16 protein-coding genes are annotated in these 20,003 nt (G+C 72.1%); 9 read left to right on the top strand and 7 right to left on the bottom strand.

The window, feature by feature from the left end:
• The 4 genes from egtA to E1294_RS18810 all read right to left on the bottom strand — a co-directional run bounded on the left by egtA (nucleotide 1) and on the right by E1294_RS18810 (nucleotide 4,401).
• The gene (egtA, locus tag E1294_RS18825) at nucleotides 1-1,263 is read right to left on the bottom strand and encodes an ergothioneine biosynthesis glutamate--cysteine ligase EgtA (protein WP_132509819.1); all 1,263 of its coding nucleotides are present in this window, start codon (nucleotides 1,261-1,263) and stop codon (nucleotides 1-3) included.
• 67 nt (nucleotides 1,264-1,330) lie between these two features.
• Nucleotides 1,331-1,570: an anti-sigma factor family protein gene (locus tag E1294_RS18820; protein WP_132509818.1), complete on the bottom strand. Its 240-nt coding sequence runs from the start codon at nucleotides 1,568-1,570 to the stop codon at nucleotides 1,331-1,333.
• A gap of 41 nt (nucleotides 1,571-1,611) precedes the next feature.
• A complete protein-coding gene (locus tag E1294_RS18815) occupies nucleotides 1,612-2,262 on the bottom strand; it encodes an RNA polymerase sigma factor (RefSeq protein WP_246083103.1) in 651 nt (216 codons plus the stop codon).
• A 258-nt stretch (nucleotides 2,263-2,520) separates the two neighbouring features.
• Nucleotides 2,521-4,401 (bottom strand): glycoside hydrolase family 127 protein, encoded by a 1,881-nt coding sequence (locus E1294_RS18810; RefSeq protein WP_132509817.1) that lies wholly within the window; start codon nucleotides 4,399-4,401, stop codon nucleotides 2,521-2,523.
• A gap of 138 nt (nucleotides 4,402-4,539) precedes the next feature.
• Here E1294_RS18810 and E1294_RS18805 point away from each other — a divergent pair, with 138 nt between their 5' ends.
• The 9 genes from E1294_RS18805 to E1294_RS18765 all read left to right on the top strand — a co-directional run bounded on the left by E1294_RS18805 (nucleotide 4,540) and on the right by E1294_RS18765 (nucleotide 16,444).
• Nucleotides 4,540-6,258, top strand: a complete 1,719-nt coding sequence (locus E1294_RS18805; RefSeq protein ID WP_220447815.1) for a glycoside hydrolase family protein — start codon at nucleotides 4,540-4,542, stop codon at nucleotides 6,256-6,258.
• The gene (locus E1294_RS18800) at nucleotides 6,255-8,987 is read left to right on the top strand and encodes a glycoside hydrolase family 78 protein (protein ID WP_220447814.1); all 2,733 of its coding nucleotides are present in this window, start codon (nucleotides 6,255-6,257) and stop codon (nucleotides 8,985-8,987) included. The genes E1294_RS18805 and E1294_RS18800 overlap by 4 nt, the downstream gene beginning before the upstream one ends.
• Nucleotides 8,975-10,144: a GDSL-type esterase/lipase family protein gene (locus E1294_RS18795; RefSeq protein WP_132509814.1), complete on the top strand. Its 1,170-nt coding sequence runs from the start codon at nucleotides 8,975-8,977 to the stop codon at nucleotides 10,142-10,144. The genes E1294_RS18800 and E1294_RS18795 overlap by 13 nt, the downstream gene beginning before the upstream one ends.
• Before the next feature lie 75 nt (nucleotides 10,145-10,219).
• Nucleotides 10,220-11,215 (top strand): GntR family transcriptional regulator, encoded by a 996-nt coding sequence (locus E1294_RS18790; RefSeq protein ID WP_132509813.1) that lies wholly within the window; start codon nucleotides 10,220-10,222, stop codon nucleotides 11,213-11,215.
• A gap of 31 nt (nucleotides 11,216-11,246) precedes the next feature.
• A complete protein-coding gene (locus E1294_RS18785; RefSeq protein WP_132509812.1) occupies nucleotides 11,247-12,509 on the top strand; it encodes an ABC transporter substrate-binding protein in 1,263 nt (420 codons plus the stop codon).
• On the top strand, nucleotides 12,506-13,387 hold the full coding sequence (locus tag E1294_RS18780) for a carbohydrate ABC transporter permease (RefSeq protein ID WP_220447813.1): 882 nt from the start codon (nucleotides 12,506-12,508) through the stop codon (nucleotides 13,385-13,387). Before E1294_RS18785 ends, E1294_RS18780 begins: the two co-directional genes overlap by 4 nt.
• Nucleotides 13,384-14,205 carry a carbohydrate ABC transporter permease gene (locus tag E1294_RS18775; protein ID WP_132509810.1) on the top strand — a complete coding sequence of 274 codons (822 nt, stop codon included), beginning with the start codon at nucleotides 13,384-13,386 and terminating at the stop codon, nucleotides 14,203-14,205. Before E1294_RS18780 ends, E1294_RS18775 begins: the two co-directional genes overlap by 4 nt.
• 17 nt (nucleotides 14,206-14,222) lie before the next feature.
• Nucleotides 14,223-14,888 carry a gamma-glutamyl-gamma-aminobutyrate hydrolase family protein gene (locus tag E1294_RS18770; protein WP_165977359.1) on the top strand — a complete coding sequence of 222 codons (666 nt, stop codon included), beginning with the start codon at nucleotides 14,223-14,225 and terminating at the stop codon, nucleotides 14,886-14,888.
• Nucleotides 14,885-16,444 carry a C45 family peptidase gene (locus tag E1294_RS18765; RefSeq protein ID WP_132509808.1) on the top strand — a complete coding sequence of 520 codons (1,560 nt, stop codon included), beginning with the start codon at nucleotides 14,885-14,887 and terminating at the stop codon, nucleotides 16,442-16,444. The genes E1294_RS18770 and E1294_RS18765 overlap by 4 nt, the downstream gene beginning before the upstream one ends.
• A gap of 179 nt (nucleotides 16,445-16,623) precedes the next feature.
• Here the strand turns inward: E1294_RS18765 and E1294_RS18760 are convergent, their stop codons facing one another.
• From E1294_RS18760 to E1294_RS18750, 3 genes are all read right to left on the bottom strand, one after another.
• Nucleotides 16,624-17,055, bottom strand: coding sequence for an NUDIX domain-containing protein (locus E1294_RS18760; RefSeq protein ID WP_246083102.1), 432 nt, complete (start codon nucleotides 17,053-17,055; stop codon nucleotides 16,624-16,626).
• 263 nt (nucleotides 17,056-17,318) lie between these two features.
• Nucleotides 17,319-19,004, bottom strand: a complete 1,686-nt coding sequence (locus E1294_RS57235; protein ID WP_132509807.1) for an acyltransferase — start codon at nucleotides 19,002-19,004, stop codon at nucleotides 17,319-17,321.
• 34 nt (nucleotides 19,005-19,038) lie between these two features.
• On the bottom strand, nucleotides 19,039-19,866 hold the full coding sequence (locus tag E1294_RS18750; RefSeq protein ID WP_220447812.1) for a beta-galactosidase small subunit: 828 nt from the start codon (nucleotides 19,864-19,866) through the stop codon (nucleotides 19,039-19,041).
• Between the last annotated feature and the right edge of the window lie 137 nt (nucleotides 19,867-20,003).

Genomic DNA, 20,003 nt, shown 5'->3' with positions numbered 1-20,003 from the left:
TCAACTTTGTCCCTCGTCGGTCAGCCAGGCCGGCAGGCGCCGCCCCGGTTGTCTCACCAGGTCCATCAGGTCGGCCGCCGGGGAGCGGCCGGTCGTCACGTACCGGTCGGCGAACGCCGCCACCTCGCCGATCAGGGCGGGGGTGGCGCCCAGGCGGGGCAGCGCCTCGATGGCGGCGCGGAAGCAGGCGTCCGCGGCGCGGGCGAGCCGGGGGTCGGACAGGCCGCGGTGCGCGGCGGCCGCCCACGTCGCCCGCTCCGGCCCGGACCCTCGCCGCCACCGGGGTCCCAGGCAGGACTCGACGGCGGCGAGCGCGGCGTCGGCGGTGCGGTCGTCACTGATCAGGGCGTGGGTGACGGCCACGCACACCGGCCAGTCCGCCGTACGCTGGGCGTCCAGGAAACGGATCTCCAGCCAGCCCCTGGGCCGCACGGGCGGGAACACCGTGGTGGCGTGGTAGGCCAGGTCCTCCGCGGTGGGCGGGCGCTCGCGCGAGCCCAGCCAGTCGCGGAAGGTCGAGCCGTCGCGGACGGCGCGGCAACGGTCCTCGTCCTCCCGCACCAGCATGACCCGGGCGTCGAGCAGGTAGCGGGCCCAATCGGCCACCGGGTCGGCGGACACCGGTACGGGCGCCGTCCTGGTGGGGTCGAGGTGCTCCCACACGGCCTGGCGGCCCGACATCCATCCGCACGGCCGGCCCCGGCTCAGCGGCGAGTTGGCGAAGGCCGCGGTCAGCACCGGGCCGAGCAGGTGCGCCCGCTCCCACCGTGTCCGGGGTTGCTCCCCCAGGTCCAGGTTGACCTGGATGGACGCCGTGGAGCACATCATCAGCGCCCCGTACGGCCGGCCGAGGAACTCCGCCATCGCGTCGTACCGCGGCTGCTGTAACTGTCGTACCGCCGGGCGCATCGGGTCGAGGCCCACGCCCGCCAGCACCAGGCCGTCGCGCGCCAGCGCCTGGCGGGCGGCGGCCACGTCGGCGGTGAGGCCGTCGATCGCGCCGGCCAGCGAGCCGGCCGGGCCGGACAACTCCAGCTGGCCGCCCGGCTCGAAGGTGACCCGGCTCCCGCCGGGCAGTGGCGGCAACGCCCGCTCGACCCTGTCCATCGGGACGTGGCGGGCGGCCGACGTGCGGTCGAAGACGAGGAACTCCAGCTCCACGCCCACCCGGTCGTCACCGGTGGAGCGGAAGCACCGGCCCGCGTAGTCTCCGACCTCCGAGGCGTCTCTGAGCGGCGAGCCCTCGGCCGTGAGCCCGATCATCGTCTTGCCCTCACGTGGCGCATGGCTCTATAGAGCCGCCGGCAGCGCGAGCGTTACGGGGAAATGGTCAGGATTGTCGCCGCTGTTTGAAGGCGGACATCAGCCGCTCGCGCGTGCGGGCCGACAACTTCTCTGGAGGCTGGTCGCCGACCGCCCGGATGGTGACGCGGAACTGGTGGACGTAGCGCCGGCAGTCGTCGCAGCAGGCCGCGTGGGTCTCGAACCCGGCGCGGGCGGGCGGGTCGAGGGCGTCGTCGAGGTAGGCGGTGATGGATTCCACCAGTTCGCCGCACGTGAACCGCTTCACGACGTTAACCGCCTTACCTTCTGCGTATTGAACCGTTTCACCTATTCTGGCCGCTTCACCGACTCGAAGTAACTCTCCAACAGTTCTCGGACCGCCGCACGGGCTCGATGCAGCAACACCCGCTGGTTGACGGCGGAGATCTCCAGGATCTCGCACACTTCCTCGGAGGTGCATCCCTCCACGTCGCGCAGCGTGATCACGATGCGCTGCCGTGGGGGCAACGTCGCCAGCGCCTCGCCGATCAGGCCCCGCACCTCAGCGGCGAGCGCCTGCCCCTCAGGCGTCGGCCAGGCCGCGGGTGCCTCCTTCCAACTACCCGGCAGGGCCGCGTCGACCCCGTTGAACCGGGCGGGATCGGCGACCGTGCCGGCGTCCCGCTCGAAGGCGCTCCACGGCAGTGTACGGCTCTCGCGCACGCCGCGCTTCCTGGCCGTGTTCACGAGGATGCGGTAGACCCAGGTCTTCACGGACGAGCGGCCCTCGAAACCGTCGATGGCGCCGATCACCGCCAGCCACGTGTCCTGCACGACCTCTTCGGCGGAGTCGTCGGTGGAGACGTACGAGCGGGCCACCCGCAGCATGCCCCGCGCCCAGGTGTCGAGCAGCGTCGCGAACATCTCCTCGTCGCCCGCCCGAAGAGCGGAGACGACGACGTCATCCGGGGGCAGCCCGCTGCCCGCGAGGGACCCCACGATCGCTTCCTCCCCGTAGCGTTGGGGACATCATCACATCCCGCCGTCCACCGCTTCCACCGCCCCCCTTCCATGGGGGCCGCCTCCGCTTCCGGGCTGTGCGTGGCGCGATCGGACGTCATCGTGAACGGCCGCTACGACATACCCGTTTTCCACCTGTGATCACAGATCATGACCTTTCCTTTTGCCTGACCGCCGAGGAGGCGGCGGTCAGGCAAAAGGAAGCGCGGGCGGCGGGCGCTCGCGGCGGCACGCGGGTCAGGCCCGGTGCATGGGCGTCCAGACCGTCATCGGCCCGGAGCCGCGGTTGGCCCACGCGTAGTACGGGACGAACGTGAGATCGGCCGGGCCCGCGTGCTCCGGGTCCTGGGGGGCGACGGCGGTCCGGTAGGGGAAACCGCCGTCGTCCTCCCGGTGCACGTGGACCCGGCCGCGCGCGGTGACCGGCACCACGTCGGCGGGCAGGCCGGCGACCGCGCCGGCGTCGCGGAGGTCCGCCGCGGCCAGGCACAGGTCGTCGACGATCACCCCGGGGTGGTCGGCCTGCTCCAGGCAGTAGACCAGCGGCCCGCGCTCGACCGCGACCTGGCCGCGGGCGACGTCGAGCCGGGGCACGGCGGCCGTCAGCCGGGGGCGGATCCCGAGGTCCAGCACCACCCGGTCGCCCGGCCGCCACGTCCTGCGCACGCGGTGGTAGCCGCCCGGCTCGGCCGGCCGGCCGTCGATCCCGGCCGCGTCGGCCCAGGCGGGGATGCGGGCCGAGAGGGTCCACGGGTGGTCGGGGGTCTCCTTGACCACGATCTCGACACGGCCGGTCCACGGGTAGCCGGTCTCCACCTCCAGCAGCACGCCGGCGGCGCGCACGGTGCCGGGCGCGTACAGGTGGAGCTGGACGCCGTCGCCGTCGCGGGTGGCCAGATAGTGGTCGAGGGAGGAGAACAGGCGCATCACGTTCGGCGGGCAGCAGGCGGTGCCGTACCAGCCCTGGCGGCCCCGGGCGGGGGCGCGCAGGTCGTCGGGGTCCGCGCCCGCGCGGACGCGCAGCGCGTTGACGTAGAAGAAGTGCTCGCCGTCGAGCGAGACGCCGGGCAACACGGCGTTGTAGAGGGTGCGCTCGATCAGGTCGGCGAACGCGGCGTCGCCGGTCGCCAGCAACATCCGCCACGACCACTGGATGCTGCCGATCGCCGCGCAGGTCTCGCAGTACGCGGTATCGGGCGCCAGCTCGTGGTGGCCGCCGAACGCCTCGCCGTACCAGTTGGAGCCGAGGCCGCCGGTCAGGTAGGTCTTGGTGGCCACCATGTCGCGCCACTGCCGGTCGAGGGCGGCGAGCAGGTCGAGGTCGGAGGTCTCGACGGCGACGTCGGTCGCCCCCGCGGCGAGATACATCGCGCGCACCGCGTGCCCCTCGACCGTGGTGGCCTCGGCGACCGGCACACGGTCCTGCCGGTAGCCGGGGCCGTGGTGGCCCTTGAGCTGGATGAGCGAGCGGCCTCTCGCGGCCACCTGGCGGGCGGCGAGATCGAGGTACGCGGGCGCCCCGGTCTCGCGGTGCAGCTCGGCCAGGCCCATCTCGACCTCGGGGTGACCGTCGAGCGCGTCCCGGGGGAGGTCCTTGGCCAGGTGGTCGGCGAAACGGGCCGCGACCCGCAGCAGCGTCTCGTCGCCGGTGGCGCGGCGGCCCGCGACGGCGGCCTGCATGAGGTGGCCCGCGCAGTAGAGCTCATGGCTGGAGGCCAGGTCGGAATAGCGTCGCCGGCCGGTGAGCTGGGTGTGCGTGTGGAGGTAGCCGTCGGCGCACTGCGCGGCGGCGACCAGCTCCGACGCCTCCGCGTACGACCGGGCGAGGCCGTCGTCCTCGCGTCTCCCCCGCTCCCAGGCCAGCGCCTCCAGCCACTTGTAGACGTCGGAGTCGGCGAAGATCTTTCCCTCGTGTTCCCCTCCGGCGCCGCGGGCGGCCTGCCGCAGGTTGGCGAAGGCGCCGGAGTCGCGCACCCGCTCGCCGCCCAGCGGGATCGTCACCTCGCGGTTGGCCCGCTGCCGCGCCCCCCAGAACCCGTCCTGGAGACGGGCGCCCGTCACGGGCCGCAGGGTCACCGCCGCACCAGTACCTGGCCGCACCACCGGATCAACGCTCATGCCACCATCCTCCCTCAGCACTACATATCCAACAAGATACGAATATTTATGCGCGCCTTGACGAGAGTCAACCGGGGAAGCAGGCTGAATGTGACATCTATGCACACTTGAATATTTATGTGCAACGAAGGGATGGCCATGCCAGAGATCCCCGACACTGTGCTGCTCGAAGAGCGGGCCGAGCTGGCGATGAACGCGGTGGCCGGACTGCCCGACACAGACCCCGACACGGGCATGGACGGCATTCCGTACTTCAGCGCCGACCTGCTAGCCCGGCCCGCCGCACTGCGGCACGGCGACTGGGACTACGGCTCCAGCCACGGCCGGCTGCTCGACGCGTGCCTGCTCGCCAGGCACATGACGGGCAAGAACACCTGGCGGGAGGTCGAGGACGGCTTCAGGCGGCGGCTGACGACCTTCTTCGGCCCCGACGGGCTGAGCTACCGGCGGGCCCGCCCCGACGCCGGCTGGGCTCCGAACGCCAACCTCATCGACCAGCGTGCCGTGCTCCTGTCGCTCACCACGTGGTACGTGTCCGACGGCGACCCCAAGGCCAAGGAACTGGCCGACCGGCACGTAGCCGCGCTCAAGCGGATCGCGATCAAGGAGCGGGACGTCTGGTTCTACCCCGCCTCCGAGTACACCCCCGACGGCTGGCCGTCCCCGAACGCCATCGCGCTGCACCTGGCCCCCGATCCGGCGTCGTTCAGCGGCCGGCTGATCATGCCGCTGCTCCGCTACCACCAGGCGACCGGCAACGAGGACGCGCTGGAGTTGTGCGGCTGGTTCGCCCGGCTGATCGTGCACAAGAGCGGCGTCTACCACGAGGACGGCAGCTTCAACGCGGCCCGCGCCTACCGCAGCGGCCACTTCCACACCCGCCTCGGCACCCTCGAAGGGCTGGCGCGCTACGCCCGCCACACCGGCGACCACGAGCTGACCGCGTTCGTACGCCGCTCCTACGACTGGGCGCTCACCCAGGCCACCCGGTTCGGCTGGACGCCCGGCGACCTCGAAGGCCAGCGCTACGAGCATGAGAGCTGCTCCCTGGTCGACCTGATCGGCACCGGCGTCACGCTCGCCCGGTCCGGGCACACCGGCTACTGGGGCGTGGTGGAGCGGTTCCTGCGCAACCACCTCGTCGAGTCCCAGCTGCTCGACCTGAGCTGGGTCGAGTCGGCCCCCGACACCTCGGGCGACGAGCCCGGCTGGGTGACGCACGTGCGGGTGGGCGAGCGGGTGCGCGGCGCCTTCGCCGGGTACGGCGCGCCCAACGACTACGTCTGCGACATCGAGCTGGGCCGCGGGCACACCGCCGACGTGCAGGCGTGCTGCGTCGGCTCCGGCCTGCGCGGGCTGTTCTGGGGGTGGAACTCCATCGTCACCGGCGATGACCGCGACGTGCGGGTCAACCTGCTGCTCACCCGGGCCACCGAGCGGGTCACCGTGCTCAGCCACCTCCCCCACGAGGGCCGCGTCGACCTCGACGTGCACCAGGACCTGCGCGAGTTGCGGATGCGGGTGCCCGACTGGGCCGGGTACGCCAAGGTGCGCGTGACCCGCGACGGCGACGCGTTCGGCGGGACCGAGACGGGGGCGTGGGCGCCCGACGGCTACCTGTCCGTCCGCGCGCCCAGGCGGGGCGAGCGGATCACCGTCACGTTCCCCGTGCCCGAGTCGACGAGCACGGAGGTCGCGTCCGGCCGGGAGTTCCAGGTGCGCTGGCGCGGCGACGACGTGATCGGCATCAGCCCCGAGGGCACCGCCCGGCCGATGTACAGCGGGCGCAAGGTTCACCCCACCGCGCCACGGCGCGACTACACGCTGACCCGGCCGGCCGCGGAATGGGCCTGGTGAGCACGGTGAGCGGATGGACTCTCCCCGCGGTTCCCGCCGGTGCCGCGCTGCACCCGTACGACCTGCGCTGCGAGCACCTCGGCACCCCGCAGGGCATCGCCACCCGGGCGCCCAGGCTGAGCTGGCGGCTGGCCTCCGACCGGCGCGGCGACGCGCAGGCGGCGTACCGGATCGCGGTCCGCTCAGACGGCGCTCTGGCCTGGGACAGCGGCTGGATCGACAGCCAGGACACCAGCGCCTCCTACGGCGGCGCGCCGCTGGCGTCGTTCGCCCGCTACACCTGGCAGGTCCAGGTCCGCCCCGCGGATGGCGAGGCGGCGGCGGCCGAGTCGTGGTTCGGCACCGGCGTGCTGCACCCGGACGAGTGGGCGGCCGCCTGGATCGGCCACGACCCGGAGACCCTGCCCCCGTTCGAACCGCCTGCCGACGACCGTGAGCCCCGCAGCGTACGCACCGGGTCCCTGCCCGCGCCCCGCTACTTCCGGCGCGTCGTCGACCTGTCATCGGTGACCGCCGTACGCGTCGCCTGCACCGCCCGCGGCCTGTACGAGCTGCGCGTCAACGGCCACCGGGTGGGCGACGGCGAGCTGACCCCCGGCTGGACCGACTACCGGTACCGCGTCCCGTACCAGGTGTACGACGTCACCGACCTGATCGGCGACGGCCCCGCCTGCGTGGGGGCGGTGCTCGCGGACGGCTGGTGGTCGGGCAGCCTCGGCTGGGACGGCCGGCAGCAGGCCCAGCGCTACGGCAAGCGTCCTGAGCTGCTCGTCCAGCTCGTGGCCGACCACGCCGACGGCTCGCGCACGGTCGTCGGCACCGACGGGAGCTGGCGGGAGAGCACCGGGCCGCTGCGCTACGCCGACCTGCTGATGGGCGAGTGGTACGACGCCCGCCTGGAGCAGCCCGGCTGGGACCTGCCCGGCTTCGACGACTCGTCGTGGGCCCCCGCCCGCGTCGTGGACACCGGCCACGACGTCCTCGTGCCCTCCGCGGCCGAACCGGTCCGCGTCACCGAGGACCTCGTGCCCGTCGAGACCCGGCGGGACGGCGACGGTCGTACCATCGTCGACCTGGGGCAGAACATCGCCGGCCGGGTGCGGCTGACGCTGCGCGGCGCCCCGGCCGGCACCCGCGTCACGCTGCGCCACGGCGAGACGCTCGACGACGGCGGCGGCCTCTACACCGCCAACCTGCGCTCGGCCGAGGCGACCGACCACTACGTGGCCGCGGGGCTGCCGGAGGAGACGTTCGAGCCGCGCTTCACCGTCCACGGCTTCCGCTACGTGGAGGTCACCGGGCACGCCGACGTCGACCTGGTGGGCCGGGCCATGCACTCGGACACGCCGGTCGCCGGCGAGCTCTCCTGCTCCGACGCCATGGTGCGGCGGCTGACGGGCAACATCCGGTGGAGCCAGCGGGGCAACTTCGTGTCCGTGCCGACCGACTGCCCGCAGCGGGACGAGCGGCTCGGCTGGACCGCCGACGCGCAGGTGTTCCTGCCCACCGCCTGCTACAACGCCGACGTGGCCGCGTTCTTCACCGGCTGGCTGGCCGACCTGCGCTGCGCGCAGACCGCCGAGGGTGCGGTGCCCGACGTGGTGCCGCACGTGATGACGGAGCGGCACGGCGCCCCCGGCTGGGCCGACGCCGCCACGGTGGTGCCCTGGCACCTCTACCGGGTCTACGGCGACGAGCGGATCCTGCGCGACAGCCTGCCCAGCATGCGCCGCTGGGTCGACCACGTCGAACGCCACAACCCCGGCCTGATCTGGCGCAACCGGGTGGGCAGCCACTACGGCGACTGGCTGCAGGCGGGCGTGCGGACCTCCCGCGACGTGATGGCCACCGCGTACTTCGCGCTGAGCGCCGACCTCACCGCCAAGGCCGCCTCCGTGCTGGGGCTCGCGGACGTCGCCGAACGCTACGCGGGGCTGCGGGCGCGGATCGGGGAGGCGTTCGTCCGGGAGTTCGTGTCCGCCGACGGGCGGGTCTCGGGCGACACGCAGACGGGATACCTGCTGGCGCTCGCGCACGGGCTCGTACCCGGCGATCTGATTCCCGCGGCCGTGGGGCACCTGGTGGCCGACCTGGAGCGGCGGGGGCGGCGGCTGACCACCGGGTTCGCCGGCGTGGGGCTGCTGGGGCCCGTCCTGTCCGCGTACGGGCGCCACGACCTCGCCTACGACCTGCTGCACGACGACCGCTACCCGTCCTGGGGCTACTCGATCAAGCGCGGGGCCACCACGATCTGGGAGCGGTGGGACGGTTGGACGGAGGAGAACGGCTTCGGGCCCGTCGCCATGAACTCCTTCAACCACTACGCGCTCGGCTCGGTGGGTGAGTGGTTGTACAGCGGGGTCGCGGGCATCGGGCAGGAGGAAGGGTCGGTGGGGTTCCGGCGGCCGCTCGTCCGGCCGTTGCCCGGGGGGCGGCTGCGGTGGGCCGCGGCGGCGTACGACACGCCGCTGGGGCGGCTGAGCAGCCGGTGGGAGATCTCCGGCGGCACGTTGACGCTGGAGGTGCGCGTCCCGCCCGGCGCGCTCGCCACCGTCCACGTGCCCACCACGGACCCGTCGTCGGTACGCGAGTCGGGCACGCCGATCGGCGACCGGCTGGAGGGCGCCCCGGGCGTCGCGGGGATCGAGGCGGCCGGGGTCTCCGGCTCGGCGCTGGTGTGCCGGGTCGGGTCGGGCCGGTACACGTTCACCGCGCCGTGGGAACACTGACGGACCGGCCGGTCACCACGTGGGCCGCCGCCGCCGAACGGCTCGGCGGCGGCCCGCGTGACCTGACCGTGCGCAACGTCGTGCGGACCGCCGTGGGCGGGAGCGGCCTGCGTGTACGGCTGACCAACGCCTTCGGGGACCGGCCCGTGACGTTCGGGCACGTCTACGTGGGCGTCCCGTTGGCGGGGGCGGCGCTGGAGCCGGGGTCGAACCGGATGCTGACGTTCGGCGGGAGCCCCGAGGTGACGGTGGCGCCGGGCGCGACGGCCCTCAGCGACCCGCTCCCCGTGCCGGTGCGCCCGCGCCATCGCCTCGCTGTCAGCCTGCACGTCCGCGGCGAAGCGGGCACGCTGACCGGCCGCAACCGCGCCACCGCCCCCGCTTACCCGCCGCCCGGCTTCGGCCCGAAGCGGCTGCCGGGCGATAGACCGGAGCCCGCCACCGCCCCGGCTTACCGGTCGGTTCCCGGTGACCACGCCGCCGACGAGGGCTCGGGGGCGTTCATCGAGGAGGTGGCGGTCTGGCACTGGATGGACGCGCTGACGGTCACCGCGCCCGCCCCCGTGTCGGCCGTGGCGGTGCTCGGGGACTCGATCGCCACCGGCGTCGGCTCCGAGACCGGCCACGGCTGGCCGGACCTGCTCGCCGACTCGGCCGTACGGAGGTCTCCCCCGCTGGCCGTGGTCAACGAGGGCGTCTCTGGCGGTCGCGTGCTGGCTGCGGGCACCGGGCGTCCCGCCGAGACGCGCCTGACCGCCGAGGTGCTGACCAAGCCGGGCATCGACACCGTGATCCTGCTGGCCGGGCTCAACGACCTCGGCGCGGGCGCGCGGGCGGACGACCTCATCGCCGCCTACGATCGCATCGCCGCGACCGCCCGCTCCGCCGGGGTCCGCGTGATCGGCGGCACGCTCACGCCGTACGCGGGCGCGGAGTACCACACCGAGGAGGGGGAACGTGCCCGGCAGGAGGTCAACGCGTACGCCCGGCACGGGGGCGCGTTCGACGCCCTGGCCGACTTCGACGCCGCCCTCCGCGACCCCGCCGACCCTGCCCGCCTGCTCCCCCGCTACGACTGCGGCGACCACCTCCACCCGAGCACGTCCGGCCACCAGGCGATGGCCGCCGCCGTCGAGGTGCCCCCGCTGCGGACCTGACGGCTGGAGATCACGTACCGTCCCGGCACATGCCACCGTTGACACCTGGAGTGTTTTACTGTTCCATAACACTCCATGACTGGCGTTGAGCTTGACAGACGGCTCCGCATCGACCCCGATTCGGACATCCCCCTCTGGGTCCAGCTGCGGACCCAGCTCGAATACATCATCGCCACCGGGGAGTTGGAGCCCGGTGTGAAGCTCCCGGCCGTGCGCGCACTGGCGCAGCGGCTCGGCGTGGCCGTCGACACCGTGCGCCAGGCGTACGACGGGCTGGCGCAGGCCGGTTTCGCCGAGACCCGGCACGGCGTGGGAACCCAGGTGACCCTGCCCGCCCGGTCCGCGGTGCCGGGCAACGACCCCTGGGATCTGCGCCAGACCGCCAAGGTGGACGCGGCCCTGCTCGAACTCCTCGCGGACGGGGTCACGCCCACCGTCGCCGGGCGGGCGACGCAGCAGCGGCTGACCATGCTCAGGCTCGGGCTGCGGGTGTCGTTCATCGGCGTGCGCGCCTCGGCCGAGCGGTACGCGGCCACGCTGTCGGCACGGCTGCCCGACGGTCCCGGCGCCATCAAGGCCCTGGACATCGAGGAGTTCCGCCGTGCGGGGGTCAAGGACGTCACCCACGTGATCAGCCTGGTCTTCCACGTCAGGGAGGTCGAGGAGCGGCTGGCCGAGCAACCCGTGCGCGTGCTGCCGCTGACCTCCGAGCTGGACGCCGAGGTGTTCGGCCGCATCCGCCGCCTCGGCGACGGCGATCGGATCGTGCTGGTCGCCCGGCCGGCCACCCGGCACAGCTACGAGGCGCTGATCCAGGAGCGGCACCCCGGCATCCCGCCCATGGAGTTCGTCGCCGACGATGACGACGACGCGCTGCGGCGGGCCCTGCCCGACGCCGGCGCGGTGTTGCACACCAGCGCCGCCACTCCCCTGGTCCGCCGCGCGGCGCCGCGGGCCGAGCTGATCGAACTGCGGCACGCCCCGAGCGAACGCTCACTCGACCAGGTCCTGAACACCCTGCGCACCGACGGGGACCTCATGCTCCGGCTCCAGCGATCCACTCTCCAATGATCACCACCGCAGCTCTTCGAAAGGCCCCCTCATGCTGCGTTCCTGCTTGGCGGCGTTCGCGTCGATGTCCCTCCTGCTCACCGGCTGCTCCTCGGGCGAACCCGCCGGCGACAAGGTCACGCTGGTCGTGGCCTGGTGGGGCAACCCCGCGCGTACCAAGGCGACCAACGCCGCGATCGACCTGTTCACCAAGAAGTTCCCGAAGATCGAAGTGAAGGTCCGCCCGTCGGCGTTCCCCGGCTACTACGACAAGCTCAACACCGAGTTCGCCTCCGGCGCGGCGCCCGACGTCTTCCAGGACGACCAGGTGCGCACGTACGCGGCCAAAGGGCTGCTGCTCGACCTCGGCGCCCACCAGGACGTGCTCAAGACCGACGCCCTCGGCAAGGAGTTCCTCGCCCAGGGCACGATCGACGGCAAGCTGATGGACGTGCCCGCCGGCGCCAGCCCGATGGCCCTGGTCCACCAGCCGAAGCTGCTGGAGGGCGCGGGCGTGAGCGCCCCCACGGCGCGGACGAGCTGGCAGGACTTCGCGGCCCTGGCCACGAAGCTGGCCGGCGGCCTGCCGAAGGGCACCTGGGCGCTGGCCGACAGCAGCGCCCAGCACAACCACCTGCAGGTGTTCCTGCGACAGAAGGGCAAGGACTGGTTCACGGCCGACGGCACGGCGCTCGGTTTCGCCAAGGAGGATTTGGCCGAATGGTGGACGTTCTGGGCAGGCCTGCGGGCCAAGGGCGTGGTCCCGCCGGCCGACGTCACCAGCGGCTCCGCCGGAGGCGACGTGTCCCAGGACCCGGTGGCCGCCAAGAAGGTCGCCATGAGCGTGTACGGCACCAGCATCAGCCTCCCGCGCGAGGACTGGAAGTACGGTCCGCTGCCCGGCGAGGCGGAGCGGCCGGGCAGCCACCTGATGCGCTCGGTGAGCTGGGCGATCAACGCCAAGACCAAGCATCCGCGCGAATCCGCGCAACTGGTGAACTTCCTGCTCAACGATCCCGAAGCGGGCCGGGCCCTGGGTTTGACGCGCGGCGTTCCACCGAACTCCGCCATCGCCACCTCCCTCGCGGCCGGCCTCGACCCGCAGGACCAGCAGATCGCCGAGTACGTCGCGTACCTGCGTGAGCCCGGCAACAGCGGTCCGGCCCCCGCCCCGGACCCCACAGGCGGCAAGGAGATCCGTTCCGACCTGCTCACCCGGCACACTCAGGACGTCTGGTTCGGCAAGGCGACCGTCGAGCAGGCCACCGAGGCGTTCTTCCAGGAGGCGGCCAAGGTTCTGGAGCGGGCCAGTTGATCAGGCGTGACCTGGCGGCCTACGCGTTCCTGATCCCGTGGACCGCCGGACTGCTGCTGGTGGTGGCGGCGCCGCTCGGCTGGTCGCTCTACCTGTCCTTCACCGACTACGACCTGTTGGCGTCCCCGCGCTGGGTGGGGCTCGGCAACTATCTGGAGCTGTTCACCGACGATCCCCGGTTTGTCCACTCGGTGCTGCTCACCGGCGGATACGTGCTCGTCGCGGTCCCGTTGCAGCTGGGCGCGGCGCTGGCCGCCGCGCTCCTCCTGGTCAGGGAACGCCGGGGCCAGGGGCTCTACCGCTCGCTGTTCTACCTGCCGTCGCTGCTGGCCGCCAGCGTGGCGGTGTCCATCACCTGGCGGGCCATGTTCGACTACGGCGGCCCGGTCAACGGGGTGCTCGGCTGGTTCGGCGTCTCGGAGCGGTCGTGGATCAACGATCCCGGCACGGTGCTCTGGACGATCATCGCGCTGGAGGTGTGGCGCTTCGGCGCGCCGATGGTCATCTTCCTGGCCGGGCTCAAGCAGATCCCCGGCGAGCTGTACGAGGCCGCCGCGCTCGACGGCGCGGGCCGGCTGCGCACGTTCGTCAGCGTCACGGTTCCGCTGCTCAGCCCGATCGTCTTCTTCAACCTGCTGCTGGGCATCATCGGGGCCTTCCAGACGTTCGCTCCCGCCCAGCTCGTCGGCGACGGCAACGGCGGCCCCGCCGACTCCACCCTCTTCTACGCCCTCAACCTCTACCAGCAGGGATTCGACCACCAGCGCATGGGCTACGCCTCGGCGATGGCCTGGCTCATGCTGATCGCGCTGGCCATGGTCGCGGTCTTCCTGTTCCGCAGCTCGCGCCGCTGGGTTCATTACGGGGACAACGCATGAAAAACCGCCTCGCCCACGTCGTGATCGTCGGGACGCTCATGGTCATGCTCTATCCGCTGGTCTGGATGGTGATGACCGCGTTCAAGTCCACGGCCGAGATCGCGCAGAACGTCTCGCTCCTTCCCGCCGATCCCACATTCGGCAACTTCGTCGAGGGCTGGGACGGCGCGGGTGTGGAGTCGTTCGGCACCTACCTGCGCAACTCCACGGTCATCGCGCTTCTGGCGGTCGCCGGGAACGTGATCTCGTGCTCGCTGGCCGCCTACGCTTTCGCGCGGCTCAGCTTCCGCGGCCGGACCCTGTGCTTCACGCTCACCATCGGCATGCTGCTGCTGCCCAAAGACGTGCTGCTGATCCCGCAGTACTCCATCTTCCACGCCCTCGGCTGGGTGGACAGCCCGCTGCCGCTGATCGTGCCGTACTTCCTGGCCATGGACGCCTTCTTCGTCTTCCTCAACGTGCAGTTCCTGCGTGGCCTGCCACGCGAGCTGGACGAGGCGGCGGCCGTGGACGGCTGCGGCGCCTTCCGCAGGTACTGGTACATCACCCTGCCCCTGCTCAAACCGGCGCTGGCCACCACCGCGATCTTCACGTTCATCTGGACGTGGAACGACTACCTGCCGCAGCTGATCTACCTCAACAGCGCCGAGAAGTTCACCCTCCCCGTCGGCCTGCGCATGTTCCTCGACGCAACCGCCGGCTCCGACCTCGGGCCGATGACCGCGATGTCCGTCGTGTCGCTGCTGCCGCTGTTCCTGCTGTTCATGTTCTTCCAACGCCGGCTGGTGCAGGGCATCGCCACCACCGGCCTCAAATGACCCACGGAGCGAAATCCTTGATCATCATCACCGCTGGAGACCGTACGCCCGCCCGCCCCTACGAGGCCGCGATCGAGCACGCCGGAGGCGTCCCGCGCACGATCACCCCGTCGCAGGGCACGCTCGCCCTGCCCGCCGACGCCACCGCGCTGGTCCTCGCCGGCGGCGCCTCGGTGGAGCCGGCCCGCTACGCGTCGCCGGTGGAGGACGGCGTGACGGTGAAGCTCGACCTCGAACGCGACCGGCTGGAGTGGGCCATGCTCGACCAGGCCCTCGATCGCGGCCTGCCGGTGCTGGCGATCTGCCGCGGGCTCCAGATGGTCAACGTGTACTTCGGCGGCGAGCTGCACCAGGACCTCACCCGTACGCCGTACACGGTCAATCACCGCCCCGACGCGTCGCGCACGGAGGTCACCCACACGGTCACCGCGAAGGGCGGACGGCTGGGCGAGCTGTTCAGCCCTGACCAGTTCGGCGTCAACAGCATCCACAAGCAAGGCGTCAAACTCCTCGCCGAAGGCCTGGACGCCACCGTCTACAGCGAGGACGGCCTGGTCGAAGGGCTCGAGCACACCGAGCACCGGATCCTGGCCGTCCAATGGCACCCGGAAGAGCTCATCCACACCAGCCCGGAGTCCCGGGCGCTGTTCGCCGACCTCATCGGAAAGGCCACTCCCAGGTGAAAAAGCCCTTACTCGCCGCCGCCGCGCTGGTCACCGTCCTCGTCTGGACGCCGCCCGCCCACGCCTCCAGCTCCGCCATCGCGACCGGGATGTCCACCGTCGACGGCCGCCCGGTCGCCTGGAAGAACCGCGACCACTGGTCCACGCCCGACGGGTGGAAGGTCGTGCCGTTCCACACACCGGCCGACGGCAGCATCTTCGGCAGCGGCGACCGCTACACCTCCCGCTTCGGCTACACCGGCGTCACGGCGCTGGGCTCCTCCGGCGTCGACCCGATCACCGGCGAGACGATCCCGTGGGCGGGCGCCAACGACCGCGGTCTCGGCCTCGTGCAGGTCGCCGGGCACACGCTCACCTCGGCCTTCGCCGCCGGCCACGGCTTCCCGATCTCCCAGGACCTCGACAAGGGGATGACCGGCGGCTACCTCAACCACCTGGTGCTCTCACGCGCCGAACGCGTCGACGAGGTGGAGCAACTGCTGCGCGACACCGCCGACGGCGGCGGTTTCAACGCCAGCTCCGGCCGCAACACCTCCACGATCATCAGCGTCTTCGACCGGTGGGGCAACGCCGCCGTCTTCGAGATCGACGGCGACAGCTTCACCCGCGACAACATCACCTCCGAGTACGCCCAGGACGCGAACGGCAACTACGCCGCGTCGCACACCGACGACAAGGACGCCGCCGACCCGGCCGACGGCGCCTACTCCGGCTACGACTGGCGCACCAACTTCAGCAAGGTCCAGTGGACCAAGCCCAGCGGGTTCCCCTACCTCGTGGACGAGCAGACCACCACCGTGGAGAACGGCGAGGTCGTCAACACCGGCGCCACGCCGGACGGCGTGCACGACTGGGAGGACTCCACCAGCGCCGTCATGCGCCACAACCGCGTGGGCATCCGCATGGACGACCCCCACAAGAAGGACTACCGCTACTTCATCCAGAAGGAGGTGCGCTCGAACGGCATCGGCGGCAAGTGGACCATCGAGTCTCTGTCCAAGAACGTCGGCGAACTGCCCGCCGCCGAGAAGCCCACCGGCTACCACCTCAACCGCTTCGTCTCCACGTTCGGAACCGTGATCACCGGCTCGAAGGCCGGCGACCCCTATGAGGGGAAGCTCACCACGATGTGGGTGGCTCTCGGCGAGCCCACGGTCAGCGTGTTCGTGCCGCTCTTCCCGTACGCGGGCACGACCCCGGCCGAGCTGTCGGACATGCACGAGGCGAGCAACGCCAAACGCCACCTCGTCTACGACTACACCGACGACGACTCATGCGGGTACAGCTGCGGGCGCAACGCCGACCACACGATCGACACCGTGGCCCTGGCCGGCGACCCCGCCGACGGGGTGGGCTACTACGGTGAGGGCGGCATCCAGAAGTACACCTTCGGCATCGAGAACTGGGCCTTCGACCAGTACGACGCCTTCATCGCCGACCTGCGCGAGGGCACCCGCACACCGGAGCAGCTCAAGGCCGACATGACGGCCTGGCAGCGATCCATCGCACAGACCGTGAAAACCCACTACGTCAACGGCACGATCCCCGCGCCGTGACCTCGTAGACGCCTTGACGAGCTTCCCCGGGCTGAAGCTGAAGCCCGGGAATTCTCGCCCGCCGCCAAGACGACCGCTACGCTGCCGAACAGGCAATGAGACGTGGGACGAACCGCCGGAATCATGGGTCAGCGGGCCGGGAGGTGGGTCGCCCGCCCTCCTCACGCCGTGCGGGTTGATCAGGTGGCGGTCTGGCCATTGTGCAGGTAGGCGACGGTACCGGCGGCGGCGGCGGTGATCGCGGCGTGTAGGCGCTCCCACACGTACGGCCGCAACCGCTTCTGCGTCTCCTCCAGGGTGCAGAACTCGAACGCGGCCAGCTCGGCGTCCGCCAGGTGGAGCCTGGCAACGTGGTCCGGCGTGAGGGTTCCACCGTTAAAGATCATCATCAGGGAGTCGTCCCACGGGCCGTGTGGGGCGACCCAATCCACACACACCAACGCCATGCCCTGGGGAAGGTGGAGGCCGAGCTCTTCGGCCAGTTCCCGGTGTAGCGCGTCGGCCGGAGCTTCGTTGGCTTCGGCCATACCGCCGGGCAGATCCCAATTGGGTTTGTAGGCGGGGTCGACGAGCAGGACACGGCCGTGGCGGTCGCGGAGCAGCGCGTCCACGCCGAGGCACACAATGATCACACAGCACGCAGGACCAGAGCCGGTGATCGGCGGGGCTACCTCGCGGTTCCGGGCCGCACCAGCGAGGCCACGCCATGACCCCCGTCTGTGCTGGGCGAAGTCCACGACCAGCGATTGAAAGAGCTACTCGGTGAGGTGTTCGCCGCCGAGGTTCCCGCGATCATCGTGGACCAAGCCACCGCTGAACGGTGGCTACTGCTCCTGGCCGGTGCCGCCACGGACGCGATCTGATCAACCAGGCGTCAGCGGGCCGGGAGGTGGATCGCCGGTTCGGGGCGGTGGATGCCTCGGGGGCGGTAGCCAAGGGCGCTGGAGAGGCCCAGGTGGTCGGCGAGGAGCCAGATGATGGCGAGCCACATCTCCGTTCCCTGGAGGCCGGGCAGACGGGCCGCGCCGGTGCCGCCGGTGAGGGCGAAGCTGAGGCCCGCGCCGTCCTGCCAGCCGCCCAGCGCGCGGCGCAGGTGCCTCCGGGCCCACGCCTCACCCTCCTCGCGGCGGTGCGCCGTCTGCCTGCCCGCCAGCCACAGGGGGTGGATGACGTCGAGCACGTTGCAGGCGTTGCCGGTGTCCCCGTGGAAGTAGCGGGGGTCGCGGGCGTGGGCGAGCACGGTGTCGACGGCCCGCTCCGGGTACGGCAGCGGCAATCCGAACTGCGCGTACGTCCCCCTCGTGAGCCGGTAGAAGCCGTTGACCACCATCAGCCAGCCGGCGTCGGAGTCCGGCTCGCCCCACATGCCGTGGCTCTGCCGGCAGCGGGTGAGCAGCCAGCCGTACAGGGTCTCGAGGTCGCCGCGCAGCCCGAAGCCGGCGATGTTGCGGTAGAGGCCGGTGCCGATGGCGTCCACCACCGAGCCCGACGTCCAGGCCTCGCGGTCCCAGTCGAGGGCGTCGAGCGCGGCGGTCAGGTCCTTGCCCGCGAGGTCGTGGACGGCCTGGACGGGGTGCTGGAAGCCGGTCCCGAGCAGGTCGAGCGCGTAACCGGCGCAGAGCACGTGGTAGGCCGTGACGCCCTCCAACTCCGGCCCGCCGCCGTCCGGGTCCCCCGCCGGTTCCGGGGAGGCGGGAACGCCCCCTGCCTGCGCCTGTTCCGGCGAGCCTGGGGCGCCGATTTCCGGGATCAGGCCCGTGGCGGGGTCCTGGCGGTCGCGCAGGAAGGCGACGATCTCCTCGCGCGCGGGCACCGGCGGCGGGCCGCCGATGAGCAGGTCGGCGATCTCCACGGCGTCGCACCAGGCGCGTACGGTGGGCGGGGCGTCCGGGCGGTCGACGTACCGCTCGCCCGTCCAGCAGCGGGCGAGCACCGCCTCGGCCTGCTCCCTGGCGCGGTCGGCGAAGGCGGCGAGCAGCCCTTCCAGGTCTTCCCCCGGTCGTGACCGCGTGCGGCGGTCGCGGATGGGGCGGGCCGGGTTGCCGGCGACCATGGCCCAGGCGGGCACGTCCTTGGTGACGACCGCGCCCGCGCCGACGACGGCGTGGTCGCCGATGGTGACCCCGTCGAGGACGACGACGTTGGAGCCGATCCACACGTCGTCGCCGATGGTGATGCCCTTCGAGCTGATCGGCTGGCGGAACACCGGCCGGTCGGGCTCGACGCCGTGGTTGAAGCCGAGCAGGGACGTGTGGGCGCCCACGCGTACGGCGTCGCCGAGCACGACGCGGCCCCGCGCCACGGCGTACGGGTTGAGCGTGCAGTCGTCTCCCATGACGAGGGTGTCGGTGACGTAGGCGTGGGCGGCGATGTAGCTGTGGTCGCCCATGCGCAGGCTGTCGGCGTGGACGGCCGCCAGCGGGGAGACGAAGACCTTCTCCGCGGCCTCCACGGTGATCCTGGTGCGCAGCTCGGCCAGGTGGCCCTCCTGGGCGCGGCGGTCCTCGTCGGTCGCGTGGTCCCAGTACAGCCACGGGCAGAAGTCGAACTTCGACGTCATCGGTAACTCCTTCGCGAGGGCTCTGGGGAGGACATCACGTGCTCAGCGTCATCGACCAGGCGGAGCGGCGGACCGGCAGCCGGTACCGCTCGGGCAGCGCGGGACCGCAGGAGGCGCTGCCGAGGCCCTGCTGGCCGTGGTCCAGGTTAAGCCAGACCCGGCCGGAGTCCGCCAGGTCGTGCGGGTGGAGCGCGGCGGCCAGCGCCTCGCTGGTCCACCGGCGGGCGGTGAAGTCCAGGTGCGGCTCGCCGTCCACGCGCACCGTCGGCAGGCCGTCGCCCGACAGTTCCAGCCAGCGGGTCTCGACGTGGTTGCCGTTCTCCTGCGGGAAGGCGTACGGGGTCTGCAGGTCGTCGATCGGCCGGGCGAAGCGGCCGACGCGGGCGGCGGCCAGGCTGTCGGCGTACGACTCGCCGGGGCCGCGGCCGAACCACGCGACGTCGGTGTAGCCGCCGGGGAGGGCGAACCTGGCGCCCATGCGCGGCGGGGTGACGCTGAGGTGGCCGTAGGCGGTGTCGTGCCAGTCGCCGACCGGCTCGGCCTCGATCGTCAGGTGGAGCGCGCCGTGACGCCATCGCCAGGTGAACGTGGTGCGGAAACCCAGGGTGCGGGTGGCCGGGCCGCTGCGGCCGCGCACCACGAGCGTGCGGTCGTCCGGGCGTTCGACGCTCGCGGTGCGGTGCAGGAAACGATCAAGGCCGACGGCCTCCCAGTCGGCGGCGAGCGCGTTCCTGGGGCCCTGGCCGCGATCGTTCTCGGTGGGTGCCCGCCACACGTCCAGCACCGGCCCGTCGAGCTCGGCGTCCCCGAGGCTGATCAGCCGCCCGGTCCTGGCGTCGAACGCCGCCGCGCCCAGACGCACGGCACCCGCCCGAGGCGATGGCCCAGAGGAAAACACAGTGGAGGGCCCAGCGGAGGGCCCAGCGGAGGGCCCAGCGGAGGGCACAGAGGAAGGCTCGACGAAGGGCCCGGCGGAAGGCTCAGTGGAGGGCTCGGCGG

This window comes from Nonomuraea diastatica, assembly GCF_004349015.1.
GTDB lineage: Bacteria > Actinomycetota > Actinomycetes > Streptosporangiales > Streptosporangiaceae > Nonomuraea > Nonomuraea diastatica.
This window is presented reverse-complemented; position numbering and strand designations above follow the sequence as displayed.

Bases quoted from the DNA above. Each gene is read 5' to 3' on its own strand.
- egtA (WP_132509819.1), bottom strand. From the start codon at position 1,263: ATGATCGGGCTCACGGCCGAGGGCTCGCCGCTCAGAGACGCCTCGGAG.
- E1294_RS18810 (WP_132509817.1), bottom strand. From the start codon at position 4,401: ATGAGCGTTGATCCGGTGGTGCGGCCAGGTACTGGTGCGGCGGTGACC.
- E1294_RS18805 (WP_220447815.1), top strand. From the start codon at position 4,540: ATGCCAGAGATCCCCGACACTGTGCTGCTCGAAGAGCGGGCCGAGCTG.
- E1294_RS18790 (WP_132509813.1), top strand. From the start codon at position 10,220: ATGACTGGCGTTGAGCTTGACAGACGGCTCCGCATCGACCCCGATTCG.
- E1294_RS18785 (WP_132509812.1), top strand. From the start codon at position 11,247: ATGCTGCGTTCCTGCTTGGCGGCGTTCGCGTCGATGTCCCTCCTGCTC.
- E1294_RS18775 (WP_132509810.1), top strand. From the start codon at position 13,384: ATGAAAAACCGCCTCGCCCACGTCGTGATCGTCGGGACGCTCATGGTC.
- E1294_RS57235 (WP_132509807.1), bottom strand. From the start codon at position 19,004: ATGACGTCGAAGTTCGACTTCTGCCCGTGGCTGTACTGGGACCACGCG.